General features: G+C 68.6%; 15 protein-coding genes and 1 pseudogene. 8 read left to right on the top strand and 8 right to left on the bottom strand.

Going from position 1 to position 17,522, the window contains the following annotated elements; translation table 11 throughout:
* Positions 1–39: 39 nt before the first annotated feature.
* The gene (locus tag A5695_RS05140) at positions 40–1,545 is read left to right on the top strand and encodes an FAD-dependent oxidoreductase (protein ID WP_068078974.1); all 1,506 of its coding nucleotides are present in this window, start codon (positions 40–42) and stop codon (positions 1,543–1,545) included.
* Positions 1,546–1,555: 10 nt separating this feature from the next.
* Here the strand turns inward: A5695_RS05140 and A5695_RS05145 are convergent, their stop codons facing one another.
* Together A5695_RS05145 and A5695_RS05150 are read right to left on the bottom strand one after the other, a co-directional pair.
* Positions 1,556–2,548 (bottom strand): bifunctional 2-polyprenyl-6-hydroxyphenol methylase/3-demethylubiquinol 3-O-methyltransferase UbiG, encoded by a 993-nt coding sequence (locus tag A5695_RS05145; RefSeq protein WP_068078976.1) that lies wholly within the window; start codon positions 2,546–2,548, stop codon positions 1,556–1,558.
* A gap of 107 nt (positions 2,549–2,655) precedes the next feature.
* Positions 2,656–3,828, bottom strand: a complete 1,173-nt coding sequence (locus A5695_RS05150; protein ID WP_068078978.1) for a glycosyltransferase — start codon at positions 3,826–3,828, stop codon at positions 2,656–2,658.
* 326 nt (positions 3,829–4,154) lie between these two features.
* Here A5695_RS05150 and A5695_RS05155 point away from each other — a divergent pair, with 326 nt between their 5' ends.
* The 3 genes from A5695_RS05155 (at position 4,155) to A5695_RS05165 (ending at position 7,171) form a co-directional block, all read left to right on the top strand.
* Positions 4,155–5,486 (top strand): PPE domain-containing protein, encoded by a 1,332-nt coding sequence (locus A5695_RS05155; protein ID WP_068078980.1) that lies wholly within the window; start codon positions 4,155–4,157, stop codon positions 5,484–5,486.
* A 426-nt stretch (positions 5,487–5,912) separates the two neighbouring features.
* A complete protein-coding gene (locus A5695_RS05160; protein ID WP_068078981.1) occupies positions 5,913–6,236 on the top strand; it encodes a DUF732 domain-containing protein in 324 nt (107 codons plus the stop codon).
* A gap of 89 nt (positions 6,237–6,325) precedes the next feature.
* Complete coding sequence (locus tag A5695_RS05165) at positions 6,326–7,171, top strand: MOSC domain-containing protein (protein ID WP_068078985.1); 846 nt, start codon at positions 6,326–6,328, stop codon at positions 7,169–7,171.
* A 5-nt stretch (positions 7,172–7,176) separates the two neighbouring features.
* On the opposite strand, the pseudogene A5695_RS05170 reads toward A5695_RS05165, so the two are convergent.
* The 4 genes and pseudogenes from A5695_RS05170 to A5695_RS05185 all read right to left on the bottom strand — a co-directional run.
* A pseudogene (locus A5695_RS05170) lies at positions 7,177–7,332 on the bottom strand (cytochrome P450); the annotation flags it as partial.
* A 66-nt stretch (positions 7,333–7,398) separates the two neighbouring features.
* The gene (locus tag A5695_RS05175) at positions 7,399–7,650 is read right to left on the bottom strand and encodes a hypothetical protein (protein ID WP_068078989.1); all 252 of its coding nucleotides are present in this window, start codon (positions 7,648–7,650) and stop codon (positions 7,399–7,401) included.
* Position 7,651: 1 nt separating this feature from the next.
* A complete protein-coding gene (locus A5695_RS05180; protein WP_068078991.1) occupies positions 7,652–7,897 on the bottom strand; it encodes a DUF6480 family protein in 246 nt (81 codons plus the stop codon).
* A gap of 331 nt (positions 7,898–8,228) precedes the next feature.
* Positions 8,229–8,483, bottom strand: coding sequence for a hypothetical protein (locus A5695_RS05185; protein ID WP_068078993.1), 255 nt, complete (start codon positions 8,481–8,483; stop codon positions 8,229–8,231).
* Between the two features lie 219 nt (positions 8,484–8,702).
* Here A5695_RS05185 and A5695_RS05190 point away from each other — a divergent pair, with 219 nt between their 5' ends.
* Together A5695_RS05190 and A5695_RS05195 are read left to right on the top strand one after the other, a co-directional pair.
* Positions 8,703–9,260 (top strand): CsbD family protein, encoded by a 558-nt coding sequence (locus A5695_RS05190; protein ID WP_068078994.1) that lies wholly within the window; start codon positions 8,703–8,705, stop codon positions 9,258–9,260.
* Positions 9,261–9,286: 26 nt separating this feature from the next.
* Complete coding sequence (locus tag A5695_RS05195) at positions 9,287–9,961, top strand: IF2 family translation initiation factor (RefSeq protein WP_068078996.1); 675 nt, start codon at positions 9,287–9,289, stop codon at positions 9,959–9,961.
* Positions 9,962–9,970: 9 nt separating this feature from the next.
* Here the strand turns inward: A5695_RS05195 and A5695_RS05200 are convergent, their stop codons facing one another.
* On the bottom strand, positions 9,971–10,636 hold the full coding sequence (locus A5695_RS05200) for a cutinase family protein (protein ID WP_068078997.1): 666 nt from the start codon (positions 10,634–10,636) through the stop codon (positions 9,971–9,973).
* A gap of 178 nt (positions 10,637–10,814) precedes the next feature.
* Positions 10,815–11,588 carry an enoyl-CoA hydratase/isomerase family protein gene (locus A5695_RS05205; RefSeq protein ID WP_068078998.1) on the bottom strand — a complete coding sequence of 258 codons (774 nt, stop codon included), beginning with the start codon at positions 11,586–11,588 and terminating at the stop codon, positions 10,815–10,817.
* A gap of 421 nt (positions 11,589–12,009) precedes the next feature.
* Between A5695_RS05205 and hrpA the strand changes: the two genes are divergently transcribed.
* On the top strand, positions 12,010–15,918 hold the full coding sequence (hrpA, locus tag A5695_RS05215) for an ATP-dependent RNA helicase HrpA (RefSeq protein ID WP_068079006.1): 3,909 nt from the start codon (positions 12,010–12,012) through the stop codon (positions 15,916–15,918).
* A 116-nt stretch (positions 15,919–16,034) separates the two neighbouring features.
* Complete coding sequence (locus A5695_RS05220; RefSeq protein WP_068079007.1) at positions 16,035–17,522, top strand: FAD-dependent monooxygenase; 1,488 nt, start codon at positions 16,035–16,037, stop codon at positions 17,520–17,522.

Here is a 17,522-nt window from a genome sequence, read left to right on the forward strand (position 1 = left end):
CGGTGTTTCCCTGGGGTCGGCGCGGGTATTAGCCCACCCGTGACGTCTTTATGGTTGACCAACCGCGGCGAACAGCCTTGGGCCGCAAGCCAGCTTGACCAAGGTCCCCGCTCCGCGGATGTCATCGTCGTGGGTGCCGGCATCACCGGGCTGATGACCGCGGTGCTGTTGGCCCGCGCCGGCAAGGACGTGCTAGTGCTCGAGGCTCGCACCGTCGGGGCCTGCGCAACCGGAAACACCACCGCGAAGATCAGTTTGCTGCAGGGCACGCACCTGTCGAAGATCCTGCCCAGGCATGGCCGGGACCTGGCCCGCGCCTACGTGGACGGCAATCGCGAAGGCCAGGACTGGGTGGTCGATTACTGCGAGTCGCATGGCATCGCGGTGCAGCGCGAGGATGCCTGTACGTATGCCCAGTCCGCCAAGGGCGTGCCGTCCGCGCGGCTGGAGCTCAGGGCCTGCCAGGCGGTTGGGCTGCCCGCGGTCTGGGACGACGACGCTGACGTGCCGTTCCCCTACCACGGCGGCGTGCGGCTGCCTGATCAGGCGCAGTTCGATCCCATGCCGTTCCTTGACGCACTGGCGACAGAGCTGCTCGGCCGCGGCGGCCGCCTCGTCGAGCACGCCCGGGTCCGGCGGGTGTCCAGCCGCGGCGACCGCGTGCGCGTGCACATCAACGACGCCGATCAGCGAGACGTGGAACTCGAGACCCGGCAGCTGGTGCTCGCCACCGGCATCCCGATCCTGGACCGTGGGGGATACTTCGCGCGCGTCAAGCCGAGCCGGTCCTACTGCTTGGCGTTCAAGGTCCCCGGCAACATCACCAGGCCAATGATGATCTCGACAGACTCGCCGACCCGCTCCGTGCGCTACGCGCCGGTTCCGGACGGGGAGCTGCTGATCGTGGGCGGGGCCGGCCACACCGTGGGCCGCAAGAAGAGCCCGACCAAGGCGCTCGAGGAACTGGCGTCGTGGGCCCGCATGCACTACCCGGGTGCCGAGCAGACGCATTTCTGGTCGGCGCAGGATTACACCCCCATCGATCAGCTGCCCTACGTCGGGCCCATCCTGCCGAACACCGAAACCATCTTTGTCGCAACCGGATTCAACAAGTGGGGGATGACCAACGGCGCCGCCGCGGCGTTGGCGCTGTCGAGCCGAATCCTGGGCGGGCGGATGGATTGGGCCAAAGCGTTCGCCAGCTGGAGCCCACACGAGTTGTCCGGGCTGCCGACCGCGATGCAGTTCAACGCCGAGGTGGGATTCGATTTGGCCAAGGGCTGGATCACACCGCTGCTGCGCGCGGGCCGCCGGAGCCCCGGCGCGGACGAGGGCGGCGTGGTCAGCGGACCGCCGTGGCATCTTCAGGCGCGTTGCCGCGTCGACGGCACCGAGCATCGCGTTTCACCGGTGTGCCCGCACCTCGGCGGGATCGTGAACTGGAATGACGCCGACAAGGCGTGGGAATGTCCGTTGCACGGGTCGCGCTTCGCCCCGGACGGCGCCCTGCTGGAGGGGCCGGCCACCCGCGACTTGTCCGCCTAGTACCGGCGGCTCAGTCCGTCTTGCGGTAGACGAGCCAGCGCAACTCGATCGGCGAGTGCTCGCGGTCGACGTCGAACATGTCGAGTCCACTGGCCCAACCCTCGAACCAGCCGGTGGGCGGCCAGGTTCCCGCGGGCAAATGAGCCTTCTCGTATTCGTACGCGGAGTCATCGGCGACGAGTTCGAGGGGGAGTCCCGCCACCGCGCTCACCATCTGGTCGCGCGTGTAGATCATCGTGTTGCACTGCTGACCGAATTGCAGCGCAGATTCGTCGGGCAGATAACCGTCGCGAGGCAGGAACGTGTTGAACACCAATTGTCCGGCGGGAGCGAGGCATTCGGCGGCCAGTTCGAACACGCCCCGCAGTTCCTGGGCCGTGCGGAAGTCGGGCACCACCTCGGAAAGCACCATCAGCTGGTATTCGTCGTGGACGCTTTCCATCGCGGTGAAGACGTCGCTCTGAATCACCCGCACGGGCAGCGATTCGCGCTGCGCCTCCACGCGCATGACGTCGGCGAGTTTCGCGGCCATCTCGACTGCGTCCACCGGGTGGCCGCGCCGGGCCAGCGCCAGCGCGTTGCGCCCCGTTCCCGCCCCGACATCCAGCACGCGGTAGGCCGTCGGGTCTGCCGCTTCGGCGGCCAGAGCCAGCACCCGCGCGTCGGGCTCCTTTCCGAACAGCGGCGCCGGGCGCACGGCCACCCATTGGTCGTAGTCGGCGTCGAGTGTCCGCCACTCGGCCTTCACGCGGATGTTGACGCTCGTCCCGAAGGGGGCGTCGAACGAGATGACGATGTCCGAGCGGGGGGAGGCCTTGAAGCCCTTGGCCAGCTCGGTCTCGAGCGAGACCCGCAGCGCAGCGGTCTGTTCAGGTGTGTGCCAGACGCCCAGTGTGGCGCAGATGTTGCCGCACAACTGTACATACTCGTCGATCAGGCCCGGCACGGCCGGCACTCTGATGTGCCCCTCGGCGGACGTCCGGCGATACCACCGCCTGATCATCGCCTCGTAGAGGATCGACGGATCGAGAGGCTCAGAACGCGGACCCTGCACCAGAATCTTCTACACGACGCGGCAGTTTTGCACCACTGATCGACTCCACCCGTCAATCACCCTGAGCGGGCGGCGTCTTCGAGGAGATCGGCGGCCTTGGTGACGCTTTCGGCGGGTTTGGTCATCCGAGCGGCCACCTCTCGGGCTGCCGTGACGTAATCCGCGGCACGCAGGGTGCGCAGATCCGCGATCAGTGAATCGTAGGTCGAGTCCGAGAAGGCCCTCGCGACCCCGATTCCCAACTGGCTCACCGCGGATGCCCAGATCGGCTGATCGAGCCAGAGCCAGAGCACCAGCATGGGGACTCCGGCTCGCATCCCCGCGGCGGTCGTACCGGCGCCTCCGTGGTGCACGATCGCGCGGCATGCCGGGAAGACGGCCGTGTGGTTGACCGCCTCCACGACCTTGGTATGAGCCGACCGGCTCAGGCGGGTGAAATCGTTCGACCCGCTGCAGATTAAGGCGCGTTCGCCCAACTGCTCGCACGCCCCGCTGATCACCGCGACCGTCTCGGGGGGCGAGGTGATCGGAGTGCTGCCGAAGCCGAAGTAAATGGGCGGCGATCCGTCGGCGATCCACGACAGCACCTCGTCGTCGACCTCGGTCGGCATTTCCAGCGTCAGCGAACCGACGAAGGGCCGTCGGTACCCAGATCCCGCCCACTCGGCCGCCAACTCGGGCAAGCAAAACTCTTCGTAAGCCTGGATTTCCAGCACTGGACCGCTCGACGACGGACCGCCTTGCGGCAAGCCAAGCGCCAAGCGTTGCGCATCCTCGGCCACGCTCGTGACGTGCGCCTGGGCCACGCCGAGGTCTAATGCGCGCGCGGGAAAGAAGTGCAGCGCGGCGAACGGCATGCCGGAGGACTCGGCGACGTTGGCGGCCAGCCGCTGCTCGTTCATGCCGGCCACCAGCAGGTCGGCGCCCTCCGCCACGGCCGCCAGGGCCGCGCTTTTCTCCGCCCATACCTGGGTGACCCGCTGCGAGAGTTGCGGCAGCGCGCTCATCGGTTCCTGGACGCGGCGAACGAACTCCGTGGCCGCGTGTACCTGCTCTGCCGTGTCCGGGCCGTAGGCGGCAGCGGTGACCCCCGCCGATTCAGCGAATCGGCACCTGTCAGGCGGGACCGCCATCTGCACGTCGTGGCCTCGGCGGAGCAGCTCGCGGCCGACGGCGACACAGGGCTCGACGTCGCCCCGGCTTCCGTAAGCCGCCAGCACAAATTTCATGAATTGACCTAACTCGCGGTGATGGAGTCGATCCAAGCAGACCAAGTGACGTCGGGTCGGTCCGCTCCGACTGGCTGAGCTCGCACGGGCAAAGCCCCGAGGCGCTCCGTGGCGTTGGCAGCCTGCGTTGCGCTGCGAGGGTAATTTATCGGTGTTCTTGGGCGGACGTGCGGGTAGGGGGCAGCACTCGGTTATCCGCCGATGCCGCACCTGTACTACTAGAAGAAACGAGATTTGTTTGCTGCCCGTTGGGCAATCCCCCTACCGCCTGCAACGGCCCGTTCACGCCGTGGCTACCTGTTAACCCATCCGGAGGAGACGACGACATGGACTTCGCAGCTTTGCCTCCGGAGATCAACTCCGCGCGGATGTATACCGGCCCGGGTGCCGCGCCGCTGTTCACCGCCGCGATGGCCTGGGACGCGCTGGCCGGCGCGCTGCATTCCGCGGCGACCTCCTACCAGGCGGAGGTCGCGGCGCTGACGGGCGGGCCGTGGCTCGGGCCGGCGGCGGAGGCGATGGCGGCCGCGGCCGCCCCGTACGTGACCTGGACACGCACCGCCGCGGCGCAAGCCGAACAGACCGCCAACCAGGCCAAGGCCGCCGCGGCAGCCTACGAGACCGCGTTCGCCGAAACCGTGCCGCCGCCGGTGATCGCGGCCAATCGCAGCCTGCTCATGTCCCTGATCGCGACCAACATTCTCGGTCAGAACACGCCGGCGATCGCGACCACGGAGGCGCAGTATTCGGAGATGTGGGCCCAGGACGCCGGGGCCATGTACGCCTACGCGGCGGCGTCGGCGTCGGCAACCAGGCTGACGCCGTTCACCTCGCCAGAACCGAGCACCGATTCGGGGGGGTCGGTGCGGCAAGCCGCCGCGCTCAACCAGGCCGCCGTCACGTCGGCCGGAAATGTGCAAAACGCCCTCTCGTCGACACAGCAAGCCTTCTCCGCGGCGCCCGATGCGCTGCTCAACCTGGCGAGCCCCCTCGATTTCGGCTTCGGCGGCCGGGACCTGCTGGGTCTGGCGGCAGACCTGAGTGCGGTGTTCGTCGACCCGGAAGTCGGGTCCGCGGGGCTTGCCGCCGCCGTCGTGGCGCTTCCCTACGACGTCTCGGGGGCGTTGACCGGTTTCCACACCGACGACATCGTCAGCGGCTGGGCCGGGGTTCAATCTTGGCCCGGCTGGGCGCCCGTGCCCCCGACGCCTTTCCCGGTCATCACCAATGAGGCGGGGGGGTCGGCGGCGACGGCCGCCCTGGGCGAGGCCAACACCGTCGGCGCAATGTCGGTGCCGCCGGCCTGGGCGGCGGCCGCCCCGGCCGTACGCCCCGCCGCCCTGGCCCTGCCCGCCACCACTGTCGGCGCGGCCGCTTCGGCCTCGTCCGGGGGGACCGGGAGCTTGTTCGGCGAGATGGCTGCGGCGAGCATGGCCGGACGTGCCATCGCCGGCACGGGCGGCGCGGGTCGCGCGGAGCGAATCAGGGCCTCCACCCAGCAGGCGAACCAGGGTGGGGCCACGGCGCCGCAAGTCCCCGCCGGTGGCCCGATCACCAGTATCGCCGCCGAGCTGCGCGAGCTGGCCTCCCTGCGCGATGCGGGGATCATCACGGAGGACGAGTTCCTCGAGCAAAAACAACGGTTGCTCCCGCACTGAGGTTTCCTGCACCGATCGGACGCCCCATTTTCGGAGCGACACAACCGCGTCCAATATCGACAGATGTCACGGGCAATTGTTTCGTATGATTTTTGTGTGCTGATGCGTCATTTCGCTATCGGCGAAAGGCAGAAAAATGCCCCAATTATTCCGTCGATAATCCGCACGTCACCCATACGGCATCATTTGGCTATAACCGTGCGCCGAAAGTTCGCACCTTCCGCTGTACCGCCCCTCACCTTGGACGCTCGCTACCGTTCTCACCTGTAGGGGCAGCGTTGTCAGAAATCGCATTCCGTTCCCAGAAAAAGGGCCGCGGGCCGGATGCGCGGCCCGCATCAATTTTTCTTGGTTTTAATATCGGTCCCCGGCGCTCGCTCATATACTGTCCCCACCTCAACACCGACCAGAAAAGAAGGGCGCGAAATGCTTCCACAGCGTTGGCTGGCCAAATTGACAATTCCCGTGATGGTTGGCGCTGCCCTGACCGCGAGCACCGCAATTGCCTCGGCCGACAGCACCGACGACGCCTACTTGGCGAAATTGCACAACCTCGGGTTCACCTGGCCCTCGTCGAGCGATTCCGACATGATCGGCCTGGGGCACGCGGTGTGCTCCGACCGGATGGCCGGCAAGACGCCGGATGAGATTGCCGCCGACCTGCATTCCGGCATGAGCTCGAAGGGCTTTTCGTTCGCGGACATGACCGGCTGGGTCAGCGCGGCGGAATCGACCTACTGCCCCGGCTGATCGGTTTCCGACCTACCACTGGGTTCCGCGTCCTGCCCGCATAGTCTGATGCAGACAGTGCCGGCAGGATCGCCGAGTGGGGACAGCCAGTGGAGCAGCCGACGGCCATTTCAGGTCATGCCGCGGGGGAGACGCGGGTCCAGAGCCTGCTCCGCTACCCGGTGAAGTCGATGCTCGGCGAGACCGTGCAGAGCATGTTCGTCGACGAGCATGGCGCCGAAGGGGACCGGCGGCTGGCACTGCTCGACGCCACCACCGGGCATGTGGCCAGCGCCAAGAACGCCCGACTGTGGCGCGCGCTGCTGACGTGCACCGCCAATCGCCACGCCGGCGGGGTGAACATCAAGTTGCCCGACGGGACGAGTGTGGCGGCCGACGACCCGGGGATCGATGAACGGCTTTCGCAGCTGTTGGGCCGATCCGTCCGACTGGTCACCCAGCGCCCCGAGGGCGCGACGTTGGTGCGCCCGGACCCCGAGCAGCTGCTGGCGCTGGGCCTGGACGCCGAGGTCGGCGGCCGCATCTTGGAGATCGCGCAGACGACGCCGGGCGACTCCTTCACCGACGAAGCCCCTTTGCACGCGATCACGACGGCAACGCTGGAACATATCGGCGTCGAGGCCCTGCGGTACCGCCCGAACCTGGTGTTCGCGACGCCGCCGGGTTGCCCGCCCTATGTGGAGAACGACTGGGTCGGCGGGGAGATCACGGTCGGCGAGATGCGGCTGCGCGTCCTGACGGCAACGTCACGCTGCGTCGTACCGACACTCGAGCACGGCCCACTCCCACGTGCACCGCAGGCTCTCCGCACGCCCGCCGCCGAAAATCGCTGGGATACGGGCGGTCACGGCCCTCAGCCATGCGCAGGCGCATATCTCGCTGCGGTGACCGACGGCGTCATCCACGTCGGCGACCCCGTGACAATCGGCCGGTAAGCCGTTCAGTCGGCGACCGCGGCGAAGTCCATCCAGAGATGGCGTGGCCCGCGGAAGACCTGATTGTGCCGGTACGGCGGCGGGTCGACCACAAGCTTCGGAGAGTCGATGCGCCGCACGAAGAACTCCAGCGCCAGGTTCACCTCCAGCTGGGCCAGCGGAGGGCAGGCTACTTCGCCGTGGACGTCCGCCACGGGGTTGACGAAAGATTCGCCCGCGGGGGTGCGTCAGGCACCCAGGTTGCGGAGCGCCGTGTCGAGCTCCTCGGCCTGCTCGGCCAGCTCACGCTCGGACAGCTGCGCGCCCCCGGTGCGCTCCAGCAACTCCCGGCGCGTCGCGATCTGCAGGGCGCCACGGTAATCGGGTGATTCCAACTCCGCGACCGACGCGACGTCGATGCGGCCCTCGATGGCGACCAGCACGGCGTCCTCGTCCTGGCGATCCAGCAGCCGCCGGACATCCTCAGCGCTGATGCTCATGTCAAGACACCCCGACCAGTTTCATCACGAGCAGCACCGCAACCGCCAGGAACACCACGGCGAAGACGCAGACGCCAATCACCGTGAGTAGGGAGCTGGGGGTGAACCGCCGGGTCGCCGGGGGTCGATGAACGCCGACGCCCGCGGTCTGCGGGGCAGCAGGCGGAGTGGCCCCCGGGGGGACGCCCCCTCCCGGCTCCAGGCCGGGCGTTTGTACCGGGTCGGGGTTGGGGGGCTGCGTGGTCATTGCCGACACCTGTCCTTTTCATGGCTCGGCCTCGGCGATGTCACCGAACGCCACCGCCATCTACTCGGGGTCGCGACAGGCTGTTCGGCCCGCTCGACGGGGCACGCGATCGTGACCGTCTGCCCGGTGCGTGGCGGGGCCACGCGGCGGCGACGGTCTTGACCGCTCCCAACTCCTGTTGCTTGGCGAAATCCAGATCGCTCACGCCGCTCCCTTCGTTGGGGTGTTGCATTCCCGTCCAGAGCGGGCCCAAACGAGTCGCTGCGTTTACTCCACCGATGGGCGACCGCCGCGATCGAGGTGGGTGTGAGCGGTGTGGAGGACCGGCGGTCTAGGTTTCGGTGCGCGGGGTGGGACTCTGCGCAGATTCCCATTTCGACTCGAGCGACCTGGTCACAGGGGTGCCGGCGGCCAGATCGAGCTGGAAGGTTTCGCCGTCCTCGGCCTCGAACGTGACGACGTAACCACTTTCGGTGGCATCTTTGAACACCACTTTGTAGGGCTGTTCACCAAAGCCGCGGTCGACGGCGATGATGTCGCCGGGGGAGACGTCGTCGATGGGGTCGTTACCGGAGACTTTGGACATGCCATCGACGGTAGCCGATCGGAAAATTCGCAGCGCAGCGCGATACCCGCCCGGCGCTCGACTTCGGTTGAAACGCTGGCCAATTCGTTCACCTGAGGGCGACAATCCGGATCGCCGGGCGGTGACCCAGGTCACACGCTGGTTTCATCGGCGCTATGGCTGGAACCACTGGGCGTGACACGAACGAACGCACTTGGCTACGCCGCAAGGAGACTGTCGATGAGCGAGCACAACAAAGCCGACGAAGCGCGCAGGGGCCTGATCGATTCGATCAAGGGCAAAGCCAAAGAGGTCGTCGGCGCTGTGACCGGCAACGACTCGCTGACTGCCGAGGGGCAGCTTGAGCAGACTCAGGCGCACGAACGCAAGGAAGCCAACGCGACGGAGGCCGTCGCCGAGGCGCAGGCCCAGCAGGCGCGGGAAGCGGCGGTCGAAGCCAAGGCGGAAGGCGCCCAACAGCGGGTCGCCGCGAACGCCCGAGCCGTCGCGGCCGAGGAGTCGATCGAGGCCCAAGAGGCGGCTCAGAAGCGCGCGGCGGAGGAGGCCGCGCGCCAGCGGGCAACCACCGAGATCACCCAAGCCGAACTGAGCGCACAGCGCGAAGCGCAACGAGCGAAGGCCGAGGAACGCGCGGAGATCCGTGAAGCGTCCGAGGAAGTTGTCGACGCCGTCGCCGAGCACCAGACGTCGGTGCAGGTGGCCCGCACCGAAGAGTCGGAGGCCAACCGTTTGCGGCGCCACGCCCGGGACGTGTCCGATGAGGCCGACCTGCCCTGACGGCGGCCTAAACCCAGGAGAAGTTGATGAAGATATCCGAAGTTCCGTTGGCAGTTCTACGGTTTCACTACCAACTGGCCCGTTTCCCGTTGCAGGTGATCGAGGACCGGGTCGTCACGCGGATCCCGTCCGACGCGCCCGCGCGCCTGTTGTTCGAGCGCTCCCTGGGCATGCTCGACGCCACCGTCGGCAATGCGCTCGCTGACCCGAACCTGGTCGAGCGCGGGACGGCGCTCGTCGAACGCAGCGACACCCTGGGCCGCGCCGCACAGTTGGACGCCAAGGCGGCGGCCAGGAAGGAACAGGCCGACGCGAAGCTCCAGGGCGCCCGCGACGAGGCGATCGCCGAGCGCCAAGAAGCGCAGGCGGCCACCCAGCAGGAGATCAAAGAGGCGCGCGAGACGGCCGAACAACGCAAACGCGCGGCAACGCGGTCGGCTCAGCGGGAGAGCGCGGCGGCGAAACGTCGCGCCGACGAGGCGGCTGACCGGCAGAAGCGGACGGTCGAGTCGGCCAAGCGCCAGGTGGAGACCGGGACGCAGGCCACCGAGAAGGCCGTGTCTAAGGCCGCGGCAGCGGAAATCGACGAGGCCGAGGACAAGCTGGGTGACGCCGCCGCCAAGCGCGCCGAGGCGGACCGTGTCGCCCAGCCGGCGGACGCCGAGAAGCTGAAGCGCCAAGAGGAACGGGCGAAAGACTGACAGCGGCGCTCAGGCGCGCGACGGAGTGCCCTGATTGATCTTGTCAGCGGCGAACGTCGCGGCTTGGGTGGTCATCCCGGCGGCGATGTAGGAGACGTGCGCCATGATGTTGCCGCCGGCAGAACAGATCGGATCGTCGGGGGCACACAGGCTGATGGTCTTGGCTCCATACGCGGGATTGATCGTCGGAAGCGGCTGACCGCCCCACAGCATGGACGAGAACCCGCTGCTGGGCTCCCCGAACAGCGCGACGGCGGCGACGTGATCGGCGACGGAGGGCGGCATGGCGTTGGTGGCCAGATCGATCACCGTCGAGCCCTGGGAGTATCCGCCGAGCACGATCCTCGAGTTCGGGCAGCTGGCGACCGTGTCCTGGATGTGTGTGCTCGCGTCGGTGGACCCGGCGTTCGCGCTGTTGTGGTAGTCGTCGTTGGCCGGGTAGTTGACCGCGTAGACGTCGACGGACTTTCCGCCGAGTTGCGAGGTCAGCGAGTCCACGAACGCCTGGCCGATGTTGCCCAGACCCGGCTCCTGATGGGTGCCGCGGGCGAAGACCACCGAGACGTCGGAGCAAGCGTCGGCGACCGCGGTGGGGACGGCGACCGGGATGCTCAGCGCTGCCCAGGTCGTCGCCACCGAAACACCAACAATGCGAACAAGTCTGCGTGCACTCATGGCGAAATCCTGTCACACCGCGGGTCACCGCGGTTCCGGCGGTTGGCGCGGCGGCGCCAACGCGGCGCGGGCACGCCTAATCATCTTGCGCCACAGAGGTTGTCCTCCGGTGGCAGCCGGATACGAACGGGGCCGGTCCACTCGTCGGCAGGATCGATGACGTTGCCTGCCGCGCGTTCTAACGGCCGCGCCACTGAGGCTTGCGCTTCTCGGCCCACGCCCGTAGCCCTTCGCCGACGTCCTCGGTCGCCCCGGCGACCTTACGCATGGTCTCGCCGAAGCGCACCGCCTCGATCCAGCCCATATCCGCCGTTCGCCACGCCACCTCCTTGGTCGCCCGTTGCGCCAGGGGAGCGGCCTCGGTGAGCGTCCGCGCCCATGCCCGGGCCTCGGCTTGCAGGTCGTCGGGGTCTACGAGCTTCCAAACCAGACCGACCTCCTTGGCCCGCGCCGCGCTCATCGGCTTGCCGGTCAGCAGGAGTTCCATGGCATTGGCCCAGCCGATCCGCTGGGGCAGCCGGATGGCCCCGACGATGGTCGGGACGCCGATCGACACCTCCGGAAAGCAGAAGCTGGCTTCGGTGCTGGCGATGATGAAGTCGCAGAACAGCACCCCGGTCACGCCGTAGCCGATGCACGGTCCGTGCACCGCGGCGATGGTCGGCTTGAACAGCTCCATCCCGGATTCGAAGGAGTTGATGGTCGGCTTCTCCCAGAAGGTGCCGCCGAAGGTACCGACCGAACCTTCGCCGTCCTTGAGGTCGCCGCCCGCGCAGTACACGTCGCCGTTGGCGGTCAGGATCGCGACCCACGCGTCGAGGTCGTCGCGGAACCGCTCCCACGCCGCGTTCAAGTCCTGGCGGAGGGCGCCGTTGATGGCGTTGCGAGCCTCGGGTCGGTTCAGGGTGATGGTGGCGATGTGGTCGGCCAGCTCATAGGTGACGAGGCTCATGGGTTCAGCCTAGGGCGCCGGGTGTGGGCCTCAGGCATGAAAACCAGCTCGTATTCGCCCATCGTGCCGGCGCTCGAGGAACTTGACACCGATTGGGGCATAGCGATGGCCGGGACGCCGGGAGCTTCCAGCCGGCCGGCGAACCAGGGCGGCGTCACGGCGAAACCGGTTGTGGCGGAGGGCCAATCATGCTTGCCGCGCAGTTCGACGATGGTGCACTCGAGGCTGTGGGCGGCGTCGAGACCGCACAGCGACTCCGCGGCGGACTGACCGCCCGCGAACGCTCACCGCGGGTTGCCCCCTTGGCCCCCGTCTGGTGGCCGAGAACAGGGCGCAGGCGGCGGGGACGACGTCCTCGTGTGGGTGAATCCCGCGTGGCCTTGCCCGGCCGCCGGCGGGCCACGCGCCTACCCTGGCCAAAGTGGCCGAATTGTCCGTCGCGGAACTGCGCGCCCGCCTCGACGGTTTGACCACCCGCGACGCCGCACGCCTGGGCAGGCGCCTGAGAAATCTGCGCGGCGCGAAACACGGCACACTGCGGCAGCTCGCCGATCAGATCGCGCAGGCCGAGGCGCTCGTCGTCACCCGGCGGGCCGCGGTGCCGGCGATCGCCTATCCCGACCTGCCGGTCGGCGAGCGGCGGCATGAGATCGCCGACGCGGTGCGCGCCAACCAAGTCGTCGTCGTCGCCGGCGAGACCGGTTCGGGCAAGACCACCCAACTGCCCAAAATCTGTTTGGAGGCAGGCAGGGGAATCCGCGGAACCATCGGGCACACCCAGCCCCGGCGGCTGGCCGCGCGCACCGTCGCGCAGCGCATCGCCGACGAACTGGGCAGTCCCCTCGGTGAGACCGTCGGCTACACCGTGCGGTTCACCGACCAGGTCAGCGACCGCACCCTGATCAAGTTGATGACCGACGGCATCTTGCTCGCCGAGATTCAGCGCGACCGTCGGCTGCTGCGCTACGACACGCTGATCCTCGACGAGGCCCACGAGCGCAGCCTGAACATCGACTTCCTGCTCGGTTACCTGCACGAACTGCTGCCGCGCCGCCCCGACCTGAAGGTGATCATCACGTCGGCGACTATCGAGCCGCAGCGGTTCGCGGACCACTTCGGCGGCGCGCCGATCGTCGAGGTTTCCGAGCGGACGTACCCGGTGGAGATTCGCTACCGGCCGTTGGAAGTTCCGGTGTCGAGCGGTCCGGACGACGACCCGGACGACCCCGACCACGAGATCGTGCGCACCGAAACCCGTGACGAGGTCGAGGCGATCGTCGATGCGGTCGGGGAACTGGAAGCCGAGCCCGCCGGGGACGTCCTGGTATTCCTCTCGGGTGAACGCGAAATCCGGGACACGGCTGAAGCTTTGGGCGGACTGAAGAATACCCAGGTGCTTCCCCTCTACGCGCGGCTGCCGACCGCCGAGCAGCAGAAGGTCTTCGCGCCGCACACCGGGCGCCGGGTCGTGCTGGCGACCAACGTGGCCGAGACGTCGCTGACCGTGCCTGGCATCCGCTACGTCGTCGACCCCGGCAACGCCCGCATCTCGCGCTACAGCCGCCGCCTGAAGGTGCAGCGGCTGCCGATCGAACCCATCTCGCAGGCGTCCGCCGCGCAACGCGCCGGCCGCTGCGGCCGCGTCGCGGCCGGCGTGTGCATCCGCCTGTACTCCGAGGAGGACTTCGCGGCCCGTCCGCGGTACACCGAGCCCGAGATCCTGCGGACCAATCTCGCCGCAGTGCTGTTGCAGATGGCGGCGCTGCGGCTCGGTGAGGTGGAGAACTTTCCGTTCCTCGACCCGCCGGACCGGCGCAGCATCCGTGACGGGGTCCAGCTGCTGCAGGAGTTGGGGGCCTTCGACGCCGACGGTGCCATCACCGACCTGGGCCGTCGGCTGGCGCGGCTGCCCGTCGACCCCCGCCTGGGCCGGATGATCCTGGCAGCCGAGACCGAGGGGTGCGTGCGTGAGGTGCTGGTGCTGGCCGCCGCGCTGACCATTCCCGACCCGCGGGAACGTCCCACCGACCGCGAGGAGGCCGCGCGCGCAAAGCATGCCCGCTTCGCCGATGATTACTCCGACTTCCTGTCCTACCTCAACCTCTGGCGCTACCTGCGGGAACGCCGAAACACACTGACCGGCAATGCTTTTCGGCGGATGTGTCGCGAAGAATTCCTGCACTACCTGCGCATCCGCGAGTGGCAGGACCTGGTGGGGCAACTGCGCAGCATCGCCCGTGACCTGGGCATCGTCGAAGACGCCGAATCCGCCGAACCGGCCGATCCGGCGCGGGTGCACGCGGCGGTGTTGGCCGGCTTGCTGTCGCATGTGGGCATGCGCCGGGAGGACGGGCGTGAATATGTGGGCGCGCGCAACTCGCGGTTCGTCCTCGCGCCGGGCTCGGCGCTCGCCAAACGGCCGCCGCGCTGGGTGGTGGTGGCGGAGCTGGTAGAAACCAGCCGCCTCTACGGGCGCACCGCCGCGCGGATTCAGCCCGAGGTGGTCGAGCGGGTCGCGGGCGAGCTGGTGCAGCGCAGCCACAGTGAGCCGCATTGGGACTCCAAGCGGGGCGAGGTGATGGCCTACGAACGGGTGACGCTGTATGGCCTGCCCCTGGCCGCCCGCCGCCGCGTGGGGTACGCGCGGGTGGAGCCGGCGGTGGCGCGGGAACTGTTCATCCGGCACGCGCTGGTGGAGGGGGACTGGCAGACCCGCCATCATTTTTTCCGCGACAACGCGCGGCTGCGCGCGGAGCTCGAGGAGCTCGAGGAACGGGCCCGCCGCCGCGACCTGCTCGTCGGTGACGACGAGGTCTACGCGTTCTACGACGCGCGCGTGCCCGCCGAGGTCGTCTCGGCACGCCACTTCGACGCGTGGTGGCGCAAGCAGCGCCACAAGACGCCCGAACTGCTCACCTTCACTCGTGACGACCTATTGCGCACCGGCGACTCGGCTGACGCCGAGCCGCCGGATGCCTGGCGTTCGGGTGATGTCGCGCTGCCCCTGACCTACCGGTTCGAGCCGGGCGCCGCCGACGACGGAGTCACGGTGCACGTGCCGATCGACGTGCTCGCGCGGTTGGGCGGTGATGAGTTCGCGTGGCAGGTGCCGGCGCTGCGTGAGGAGCTGGTGACCGCGCTCATCCGATCGCTGCCAAAGGACTTGCGCCGCAACTTCGTTCCCGCCCCCGACACCGCGCGTGCCGTGCTGGCTGGGATCGACCCGGCGGGGGAGCCGCTGCTGGCGGCGGTGCAGCGCGAATTGCGCCGTCGCACCGGCGTTTTGGTCCCCGTCGAGGCCTTCGACCTCGATAAGATTCCGGCGCACCTGCGGGTGACTTTCGCCGTCGAGTCCGGCGACGGCACCGAGGTCGCCCGCGGCAAGGACTTGGCGGCGTTGCAACAACGGCTGGCCGCGCCTGCGCGCCGGGCCGTCGCCCGGGCGGTCGCCGGCGAGCTGGAACGGGCCGGCCTCCGCGGTTGGCCCGAGGACCTTGACGCGCTGCCACCGGTCATCGAGCGAACGGTCGATGGCCGCGCCGTGCGCGGCTTTCCCGGTTTCGTCGACGCGGGCGCCGCCGTCGACCTGCGGGTGTTCGCGACCCCGGTGGAGCGCGACGGTGCCATCGGGCCGGGTCTGCGCCGGTTGGTACGGCTGAGCGTGCCGTCCCCGGTCAAAGCCGTTGAACGACAATTGAGCCCACGGACTCGGCTCTCGCTCGGCGCGAACCCGGATGGCTCGCTGACCGCGCTGCTCGAGGACTGCGCCGACGCCGCGACGGACGCGCTGCTGCCCGCGCCGGTGTGGAACCGGGACGAGTTCGCCACGCTGTGCGATCGCGTCGCCGGAGCCCTGGCGCCGGCGACCGCCGACATCGTGACCCGCGTGGAGCAGGTGCTGGCCACCGCGCAGGAAGCGCGGTTGCTCCTGCCCGGCCGGCCCTCGCCTGCGCAGGCCGACGCGATCGCCGACATCCGCGCTCAGCTGGATCGACTCCTGCCGGCGGGGTTCGTCACCGCCACGGGACGCGACCGCCTGGCCGACCTCGCCCGCTACCTGACTGCAATCCGCCGGCGCCTCGACCGGCTGCCCCACGCGACCGAAGCGGACCGGGATCGGATGCGCCGGATGCACGCCGTGCAGCACGCCTACGACGAACTCGCACAGGCGCTTTCACCCGCGCGGCGGGCGGCGGACGACGTCCGCGACGTTGCGCGGCAAATCGAGGAATTGCGGGTGAGCCTGTGGGCGCAGCAGCTGGGTACGGCACGGCCGGTGAGCGAGCAGCGGATCTGCCGCGCGATCGACGCACTGCGCGACCGTCTGTGAATTATTGCCCTCCCACTCTCAACCTATAGCGCACCGGGGGGCTTGCCGCAAGGGCCGGGTGATGCCGCACAATCGCTGGCCGAAGCCATTTTCCGCTTTTCAGCAGGGGGTCAGAAATGCCGTCGCATGAAAACGTCGACCATGCGGTGCTCGTCGCGGGGGGCGGCCCGACGGGCCTGATGTTGGCCGCTGAACTGGCATTGGCGGGAGCCGATGCGGCGATCCTCGAGCGGCGCTCCGGGCAGGACCTCATCGGCGCCCGCGCCGGGGGTCTGCATGCCCGCACCATCGAGGTCCTCGATCAGCGGGGCATCGCCGACCGCTTCCTCGCCCGGGGACAGGTCGCCCAGGTCGCCGGGTTCTCCCAGATCCGGCTGGACATCAGCGACTTCCCCACCCGGCATCCCTACGGCCTCGCGCTGTGGCAGAACGAGATCGAACGCGTACTCGCCGACTGGGTGAACGAGTTGGGGGTGCGAATCTATCGGGGGCAAGAGGTGACGGGCATCGCCCAGGACCGCAGCGGTGTCGACGTCGCGTTGTCCGATGGCCGATCCATGCGAGGCGGATACCTCGTCGGCTGCGACGGCGGCCGCAGCGTGGTCCGGAAAGCCGCCGGCATCGACTTCCCCGGCTGGGAGCCAACGACCAGCTATCTGCTCGCGGAGGTCGAAATGGACTACGACACAGTCGATTCGCCCGAGTGGGGCATTCGCCACGACGCGCTCGGCGTCCATTCCCTGGCCGCGGCGCAGGACGGTGGACCGGTGCGGGTCATGGTCACCGAGCGGCTCCTGAGGACAACCAGCGAACCCACGCTGGACGATCTGCGTGAGGGACTCATCGCGGTGTACGGAACCGACTACGGGATCCACAGTCCGGCTTGGCTTTCCAGGTTCACCGACATGGCGCGGCAGGCCGCGACTTATCGCGCGGGTCGCGTCCTGCTCGCCGGCGACGCCGCGCATGTGCACCACCCGGTGGGTGGGCAGGGCCTGAACACCGGTGTGCAAGACGCCGTCAACCTGGGCTGGAAGCTGGGACAGGTCGTCAACGGCACCTCACCCGACAGCCTGCTCGACACCTACCATGGCGAACGGCATCCGGTCGCCGCGCGCGTGCTGCGCAACGCGGTCGCGCAGATGGCGCTTCTGAGGCCCGATGACCGCACCAAGGCCTTGCGCGACACCGTGTCTGACCTCCTCGGCATGGATGAACCGCGCAAACGGTTCGCCGCCATGATGTCGGGCCTGGACATCCGTTACGACCTGGGCGACGGGCACCCGCTGCTCGGACGCCGAATGCCCGATGTCGACCTGCTCACCGCCGACGGTCCGGTGCGGGTCTACTCGTTGCTCCACCGCGCCCGGCCGCTGCTGCTCAACCTCAGTGAACCGGGCCGATTCGACATCGCCGCGGGTCGGGTCCAAACGATCGACGCGGAATATTCGGGTAGTTGGGAACTCCCGGCGCTCGGAGTGGTCACGGCCCCTGACGCGGTGTTGATACGGCCGGACGGACATGTCGCCTGGGTAGGCAGTTCCACCGATGCGGAGCTGCGGGACGCAATCGGGGCCTGGTTCGGTGCCCCGTCCGCTTTTTAG

The organism is Mycobacterium sp. E1747, assembly GCF_001667775.1.
GTDB lineage: Bacteria > Actinomycetota > Actinomycetes > Mycobacteriales > Mycobacteriaceae > Mycobacterium.